5 protein-coding genes are annotated in these 8,026 nt (G+C 68.7%); 2 read left to right on the top strand and 3 right to left on the bottom strand.

The window, feature by feature from the left end; all coding sequences use genetic code 11:
• A partial coding sequence (locus tag VA603_RS08855) for an AAA domain-containing protein (RefSeq protein ID WP_323438568.1) occupies positions 1–3,069 on the top strand: 3,069 nt, incomplete at its 5' end.
• A gap of 93 nt (positions 3,070–3,162) precedes the next feature.
• Here the strand turns inward: VA603_RS08855 and VA603_RS08850 are convergent.
• Positions 3,163–3,729, bottom strand: a complete 567-nt coding sequence (locus VA603_RS08850) for a hypothetical protein (RefSeq protein ID WP_323438567.1) — start codon at positions 3,727–3,729, stop codon at positions 3,163–3,165.
• 33 nt (positions 3,730–3,762) lie between these two features.
• Here VA603_RS08850 and VA603_RS08845 point away from each other — a divergent pair, with 33 nt between their 5' ends.
• On the top strand, positions 3,763–5,676 hold the full coding sequence (locus VA603_RS08845; RefSeq protein WP_225591935.1) for a prolyl oligopeptidase family serine peptidase: 1,914 nt from the start codon (positions 3,763–3,765) through the stop codon (positions 5,674–5,676).
• Between the two features lie 37 nt (positions 5,677–5,713).
• On the opposite strand, the gene VA603_RS08840 is transcribed toward VA603_RS08845, so the two are convergent.
• Together VA603_RS08840 and VA603_RS08835 are read right to left on the bottom strand one after the other, a co-directional pair.
• Complete coding sequence (locus VA603_RS08840) at positions 5,714–6,112, bottom strand: c-type cytochrome (RefSeq protein WP_225591934.1); 399 nt, start codon at positions 6,110–6,112, stop codon at positions 5,714–5,716.
• Positions 6,113–6,206: 94 nt separating this feature from the next.
• Complete coding sequence (locus VA603_RS08835) at positions 6,207–7,886, bottom strand: electron transfer flavoprotein-ubiquinone oxidoreductase (RefSeq protein ID WP_323438566.1); 1,680 nt, start codon at positions 7,884–7,886, stop codon at positions 6,207–6,209.
• Positions 7,887–8,026: the final 140 nt, after the last annotated feature.

The following is an 8,026-nucleotide window of genomic DNA, read 5'->3' as shown; positions in this document are numbered from 1 at the left end:
CGTGAACTGGCGTTGCGCGTGGAGCGCAACCTGCGCGAACGCTTCGGCATCGACAGCCTGGCCGTGCATCCCTTTGCGCGCCTGTCCGCCGCGCTGGTCGGTGACGAGCGCGCCTATGGCCGCGTGCAGCACCTGATCGACGATGGTGAGGCATTGCTGGAGCAGCTGGACCCGGTGCTGGATGACAGCGCCGGCCTGATCAAGGCCGGGCTCACGCCGGCACAGGCCCTGCAGCTGGCCGAGCAGGCCCGCTGGTTGCTGGACAATGGCATGGCCGGGCAGTTGTCGTTGCTGGAAGAGGACTCCTCGCAGGCGCTGGAACTGCGACGTGCGCGCGAGCGGCTTGAACAACAGCAGGCAGCAGTGCAGCAGGCCGCGCAGGCCACGACGCACTGGCGCGACAAGCTCGATGCGGGCGACACCCAGGCCGCGCTTGCCTTGGCCCAGCAGCTGGAAGGCTCGCTCATGCGCTGGCTGCAGCCGGCCTGGTGGCGGTTGCGCGGCGAGCTGCGCCGTCGCTACGACTTCGGCAAGCACGCGGTGCATCCGGGGTATGCGCGGGTGCTGCAGTCGCTGGCGGCCGAGCAGGCCGCCACCGTGGCGCTGGCCGAAGCCGATGCCAGCAGTTGCAGGCAGTTCGGCGTGCAGAGCATGCGCGGGCTGCTGGATGCGGTGACCCAGTTGCGCGAACGCCAGGCAAGCAGCGGACCGATGCGGGCGATGCTCGACCACCTCCGCGCTGCGCTGGACCCGGTGACCGCCGCCCGCAACGAAGCCGTGGCCGCCGAACCGCTGCGCAAGCTCGGCCAGCGCCTGGACGAGAACGTGGAGGGCGAACCGGCATTGAGCCTGGCGCAGGTCGGCGAGCTGCTGCGCGACCTGCGCGAAGGGCTGGAAGAACTGCCGGACCTGTTGCCGCTGCTGCGTGCCGTGCACGCCGGTGATGCCGCCGTCAGCGCCGCGTTGCGGCAGCTGCCGTTGCCGGCGCTGCAGATCGAGGCGGTGGTTGCCGATGAAGCGTTGCGTCGCCTGGAGCGTGCGCATCCGGAGCTGGCCCGCTTCGACGGCGCGGCACTGGCGGTGGCCGCACGGCGCATCGGCGAGGGCCAGCGCGAGCTGCTGGGCCTGAACGCCAAGGTGGTGCAGGCCACGCTGCATCGGCTGTTCGCCGACCACGTGCAGACCGCGTCGCTGTCGGCGACCCAGCTGGACGCCGAAGGCAAGGCATTCAAGAAGCTCTATTCCACCGGGCGCCGGGAGCTGGAGCATGAGTTCGGCAAGAGCATGCGCCACCGTTCGATCCGCGACCTGTCCGACGACGAGACCGGGCTGGTGGTCAACGACCTCAAGCCGATCTGGCTGATGAGCCCGTTGTCGGTGTCCGACACGTTGCCGCTGTCGCCGGACCTGTTCGACGTGGTGATCTTCGACGAGGCCAGCCAGATCCCCACCGAGGAAGCGGTGCCGGCGCTGAGCCGGGCGCGGCAGATCGTGGTGGTGGGCGATGAAATGCAGCTGCCGCCGACCAGCTTCTTCGCCGCCAACGGCGAGGACAACGAGGAGGTCGTGGTCGAGGAGGATGGCGAGCGCATCGCCATCAACATGGAGTCGGACAGCCTGCTCAACCAGGCCGCGCGCAACCTGCCGGCGACCCTGTTGGCCTGGCACTACCGCAGCCGCCACGAGACGCTGATCAGCTTCTCCAACGCCGCCTTCTACGACGGCCGCCTGGTCACCATCCCCGACCGTCGCATCGAGCCTTCGGCCGACGCGCCGGCATCGGTGCCGTCCACCCAGGACGATGCCGGCGCGATCGGCGCCGATGCCCTGCAGGAGCGTGCGGTCAGCTTCCACCACATCGCCGACGGTGTGTACGGTGCGCGTCGCAATGCCGCCGAGGCGCGCTACATCGCGCAGATGGTGCGCGAGCTGCTGCGCCGGGGCGGCGGCCAGAGCATCGGCATCGTCGCCTTCTCCGAGGCACAGCAGGGCGAGATCGAAACTGCGCTGGAAACGCTGGCCGGCGAGGATGCCGAGTTCGCGCTGCAGCTTGAACGCGAGTACGTGCGCGAGGACGAGGACCAGTTCAACGGCCTGTTCGTGAAGAACCTGGAGAACGTGCAGGGCGACGAGCGTGACGTGATCATCCTGAGCATCTGCTACGCACCCGGTGCGGACGGCCGGATGCTGATGAACTTCGGCCCGATCAACCAGCGTGGCGGCGAGAAGCGCCTCAACGTGATCTTCAGCCGTGCCCGGCTGCGCATGGCTGTGGTGTCCAGCATCCATGCCGAGGCCATCACCAACACCCACAACGACGGCGCGGCGGCGTTGCGTGCGTTCCTGCAGTTCGCCCAGGCCAGTGCGCGGGGGGATTTCGAGCGCGCGCAGCTGGTGCTGGGTTCGCTCAATGCCGGCGCACGGGAGGCGTTCGCGGCACCGCCGTCGGCCGATGCCATCCGCCAGGCCATGGCGGAGGCGTTGCGCCAGCGTGGGCACATCGTGCACGAGCAGGTGGGGCGTTCCCAGTTCCGCTGCGACCTGGCGATCGTGGACCCGGCCGGCGGCGACTACCAGCTGGCGATCCTGCTCGATGGGCCGGACCAGGCAGTGGCCGATACCCGCGAACGCTACGTGTTCCGTCCCGGCGTGCTGCGCGGCTTCGGCTGGCAGGTGATCGACGTGCCCGGCCGCGATTGGCTGCGCGCGCCCGAGGCGGTGCTGGCGCGCATCGATGCGGCGTTGCAGGGCCGGGAGGTCGATGCGCAGACGGCGCTGGATGCACTGGAGTCATTGCCGGTGATGGAGGCGGCGGTGGTGGAGGCCGCGCCCGAGGTGCCGGCGGCGCTGGCCGAGGATGTGCTCAGCCGCGAACTGGTGTTCGAACAGGGCACCTCCAACAAGTTCTGGCGCGTAGCGGTCAGCGGCGGCGAACTGGTGGTGACCTACGGGCGCATCGGCAGCGCCGGACAGCGCAACGTGAAGCAGTTCGACAGCCCCGCGCGCGCGCGTCGCGAGATGGACAAGCTGGTTGCCGAGAAACTGGGCAAGGGCTATCGCGACGCGTGATGCAGGTGGGTGGCCACCGGCTTCGCGGCTGAAGGCGCTCCTGCCATGGGAGCGGCCTTGGCCGCGAAGCCGGCGTCGTGACCGACGGCCTGCTCAGCAGACCAGCACGAACCGGCCGAGGAAGAGCCCGAAGCCGAGGATCCACAACGCAAGCATCGCCGGGAAGCTGGCCGCGCGCAGCCACCAGCGCATCACCCGCGGCGCCTGCCGCGTGGCGCGGAACATCAGGATCGGCAGCAGGATGCCTGCGATCACGAACAGCGCGAAGATCGTCCAACCCAGCAGCCAGAAGCCGGTCGATTTCTCGCCGAACTCCGGTGGGCATTGCCGCATTGCCCAAGCCAGGCCCGGCCAGGACAAGCTGATGACCAGCAAGGTGATGGGTAGGCAACGCAGGTGTCGCAACGCCAGGTTCCCGCAAAGTCGTGGTTGGCGAGCATCCTGCCATGGAAATGCCGGCCATGCGTTGCGGCGCCCGGGCACGCAGGCACCCAACCGACGCTGGGCAACCCCGCACGCTGGCGTGATGCGGCGGCGGGCGAGGCGGTCGATTGCCGCTCGGGACACGCTGCGGGCCACCGCGCCCGCCTCCCGCCGAACGCGGTGAAACCGGGCACTTCTGCGCCGCCGGCTGATCGCATAGGCTGTGCGTCCGATCATTGCTTGGGGGTTGTGATGGGGATCAGGAGCACGATGTTCCTGTTGTTGGCCGTGTTGGGAAGCACGGCACCGTTGCCGGTCATGGCACAAACCGTTCCAGTGGAAGCCTTCGCCAAGGCCAGTCCGTTCTCGATGCCGCGGCTCTCGCCCGATGGGCAGTACCTGGCATTCGCCACCGACTTCGGCGAAGGCAACCATGCACTGCAGGTGGTGCGACTGTCGGACATGCACCGCACCGCGGTGTTGCGCCTGCCGCGCTACGAAAGCCCGTACCAGATCATCTGGGTGGGCGACCGTCGCCTGGTGGTCGCCAAGGGTCGTCGGTACGGCTCGCTCGAGAAGCCGATTCCGACCGGCGAGATCATCGCCAGCGACTTCGACGGCGAGAACCAGCGCTACATCTATGGGTACGAACAGCAGAACGCTGCGGCAGGCCTTGACCGTGGCTTCGGCTTCATCGAGGGCATCGGCCAGGGCAACGATGGGCGCTTCTACATGCGCCAGCTCAAGCGCAGTCCCACCAACTCGATGTTGTACCTGGTGGATGCGGGGCTGCGTCCTTCGTTCAAGCTGGTCGCCAGCGTCAACGTGCCGAACCTGGAGTTCGTGATCGATCGCAACGGCGTGGCGCGTTATGCGTGGGGGCGCGATGACCAGGACAACTACCAACTGTTCGCCTCCGGCGATGGACAGCACTGGCAGCCCATCGCGCAGGAACAGGTGGGCGGCGTGTGGACGCCGATGGCCTTCAGCGACGACAACCAGCGCGTCTACGGGCGCTTCAGCCGTGCCGATGGACCCTCGGCGCTGGTGCTCAGCAACCCGGACGGTGGGCAGCGCGAGGTGCTGGTCGAGGATGGGTTCGGCAGCATCGGGCTGAGCCAGTGGACGCGCACGCCCGCCACGCCGTTCGCGGCCGCGCCGTTGGCCGGGCGCCCGCAGCTCCGGTACTTCGATCCGGGCCGGCCGGAAGCCGAGCTGCACAAGGCCCTGGCCGACCTGCTGCCGCAGCAGCACGTCACCTTCGACGATGTCAGTCGTGACGGCCAGACCGTGCTGGTACACCTGGCCAGTGACCGTGACCCGGGCAGCTGGTACACCTTCCGGCGCGGCACCAACAAGCTGGAGAAGGTGCTGTCCCCGCGCGAGGGCATTGATCCGACGCAGATGGCCGAACGCCGTCCGGTGCGTTTCAAGGCCAGTGATGGCCTCGAGCTGGAAGCGGTCTTCACCGTGCCGAAGAACGCCCAGGGCCCGTTGCCGACGGTGATCCTGCCGCACGGTGGCCCGCATGGGGTCCGGGACGACTGGTTCTACGACACCGATGCGCAGTTCCTGGCCAACCGTGGCTACCTGGTGGTGCAGGTCAACTACCGCGGCAGCGGCGGACGCGGCCAGGCGTTCGAGGAACGGGGCTACCTGCAATGGGGCACGCGCGTGCAGCAGGACCTGGTCGAGGGGCTGCGCGAAGCGGAGAAGCAGGGTCTGGCCGACACCTCGCGGGTCTGCAGCTATGGCGCCAGCTTCGGTGCGTACTCGGCGATGATGCTGGCCGCGCGCGAGCCGCAGCTGATCCGTTGCGCGGTGGGACTGGCCGGCCTGTACGACCTGAAGATGATGTACAAGAAGGGCGACATCAAGGACAGCGCCTACGGCCGCAATTACCTGGGCCGGGTGATCGGGCGCAGTGACGAGGAACTGGCGGCCAACTCGCCGACCGGCGTGGCCGCGCGCATCACCGTGCCGGTGTTCCTGGCCCACGGCGAGCGCGACGAGCGCACGCCGATCGCCCAGGCCAACGCCATGCGTAGCGCGTTGACCGCGGCGGGCAGGCCGCCGCAGTGGATGGCGGTGGCCGGTGAGGGGCACGGTTTCTACAACGACAACAACAGCATCGCCTTCTACCGTGCGCTGGAGACGTTCCTGCAGGAAAACATCGGCCAGTAGGCGCCGATGGCTGGGCCAGCGGCCGGTGCCGCTGGCCCTACTTCTGCTGCGACAGGTACTCGATCACCGCCTGGCGACGGGCGGGGTCGGAGGTGGCATTGAGCATGCGCGTACCCGGCACCTGCCGGGTCGGGGATTTCAGGAAGGCATCCAGCGTCTGCGCATCCCAGGTGATGTCGCTGGCCTTCATCGCATCGGAATAGTGATAGCCCGGCGCGGTGCCGGCCCTGCGGCCGATCACGCCCTGCAGGTTGGGCCCGACGCGGTGGCCCAGGTCGGCGCGGGTGTCATGGCAGCCGGCGCAGATCGCGAAGGCGCGCTCGAGCTGCTGCTGGTGCGGGTCGGCGTTGGCGGTGTGGTTGAAGGCGTCGCGCTGGCCACAGGCGGCCAGCAGCAGGCCGAGGCACGACAACGACAGCGGGCGGAGCATCAACATGGGGTGGTCGTCCAGGGGCGGCAGGTGCTGCCGCAGGTGCCCCGCCCATGCCAGGTGCTGCCCGGCACGGCGGGGCCCCTGCAGCAGGGGCTGCTTACATCGCAGGGTAGTTCGGGCCGCCGCCGCCCTGCGGGGTCACCCACACGATGTTCTGGGTGGGGTCCTTGATGTCGCAGGTCTTGCAGTGGACGCAGTTCTGCGCGTTGATCTGCAGGCGCGTGTCGCTGCCTTCGCCGACGAATTCGTACACGCCGGCCGGGCAGTAACGCGCTTCCGGGCCGGCGTAGGTGGCCAGGTTGACCGTCACCGGGATGGACGGGTCCTTCAGCGTCAGATGGCTGGGCTGGTCTTCCTCGTGGTTGGTCGAGGACAGGAACACCGAGCTCAGGCGGTCGAACGTCAATACGTTGTCCGGCTTGGGGTAGTTGATCTTCGGCTGGGTGGCGGCCGGCTCCAGGCACTCGTGGTCGGCCTTGGTACGGTGGATGGTCCACGGTGCGTTGCGGATGCCCAGCTTCGGCAGCAGCCACTGTTCGATACCGGTCATCAGCGTGGCCAGGGTGCGGCCCTTCTTGAACCACTGCTTGAAGTTCTTGGACTGCAGCAGCTCGGCCTTCAGCCAGCTGTTCTCGAACGCCTCCGGATACGCGCTCAGTTCATCGCGCGAACGGCCGGCGGCCAGCGCGTCGAACGCGGCCTCGGCGGCGAGCATGCCGGTCTTGATCGCGGCGTGGCTGCCCTTGATGCGGCTGACGTTGAGGTAGCCGGCCTCGCAGCCGACCAGCGCGCCGCCCGGGAACACCGTCTTGGGCAGCGACAGGATGCCGCCGGCGGTGATCGCGCGTGCGCCGTAGGCGATGCGCTTGCCGCCTTCCAGGTGCTTGCGGATGGCCGGGTGAGTCTTGAAGCGCTGGAACTCCTCGAACGGGCTCAGCCACGGGTTCTTGTAGTCCAGGCCGACCACGTAGCCGATCGACACCTTGCCGCCCTCGGCGTGGTACAGGAACGCGCCACCGTAGGTGTCGTTGTCCAGCGGCCAGCCGGCGGCGTGCACCACCAGGCCCGGCTCGTGCTTGGCCGGGTCGATCTGCCACAGCTCCTTGATGCCGATGCCGTAGGACTGCGGGTCCTTGCCGGCGTCGAGCTTGAACCTGCTGATCAGCTGGCGACCGAGATGGCCGCGCGAGCCTTCGGCGAAGATCGTGTACTTGGCGTGCAGCTCCATGCCGCGCTCGAAGTTCGGGCCCGGGGTGCCGTCCTTGTGGATGCCCATGTCGCCGGTGGCCACGCCCATCACCGCGCCGTTGTCGTCGTACAGCACCTCGGCGGCGGCGAAGCCCGGGAAGATCGCAACTTCCAGCGCCTCGGCCTGCTGCGCCAGCCAGCGGGTCACTTCGCCCAGGCTGATGATGTAGTTGCCGTCGTTGTGGAAGCACTCCGGCAGCAGCGCGTGCGGGGTGGCCTTGGCGCCGGTCTCGTCCAGGAACAGGAACTCATCGCGGGTGACGGCCTGCTTCAGCGGCGCACCGCGCTCGGCCCAGTCCGGGAACAGCTCGTTGAGCGCACGCGGGTCCATGATCGCGCCGGACAGGATGTGCGCGCCCGGCTCGGAGCCCTTCTCCAGCACGCAGACCGACAGCTCCTGGCCCTTCTCCACGGCCAGCTGGCGCAGGCGGATGGCCGTGGCCAGGCCGGCGGGGCCGGCACCGACGATGACGACGTCGAACTCCATCGCTTCGCGCGGCGGCAGGGCGGAAGTGGCTTCAATGTTCATGCAGGGGCTCTTGGGTAAAGGCCGGCGCACGGGGCGACGACGGTTGCCTGGAACCGCCACCTCGACACGAGGCGGCGACGATCTCCGAGGGCGCAGTATTCCAGATCGGCCCGGCGCGGTTGCCCTGCTGGGCGGACCTG

The sequence above is a fragment of the Stenotrophomonas capsici genome, from assembly GCF_034961085.1.
In the GTDB taxonomy this organism is placed as follows: Bacteria; Pseudomonadota; Gammaproteobacteria; order Xanthomonadales; family Xanthomonadaceae; genus Stenotrophomonas; species Stenotrophomonas capsici.
The sequence above is the reverse complement of the archived record's forward strand: the minus strand, read 5'-3'. Positions and strand labels throughout refer to the sequence as shown.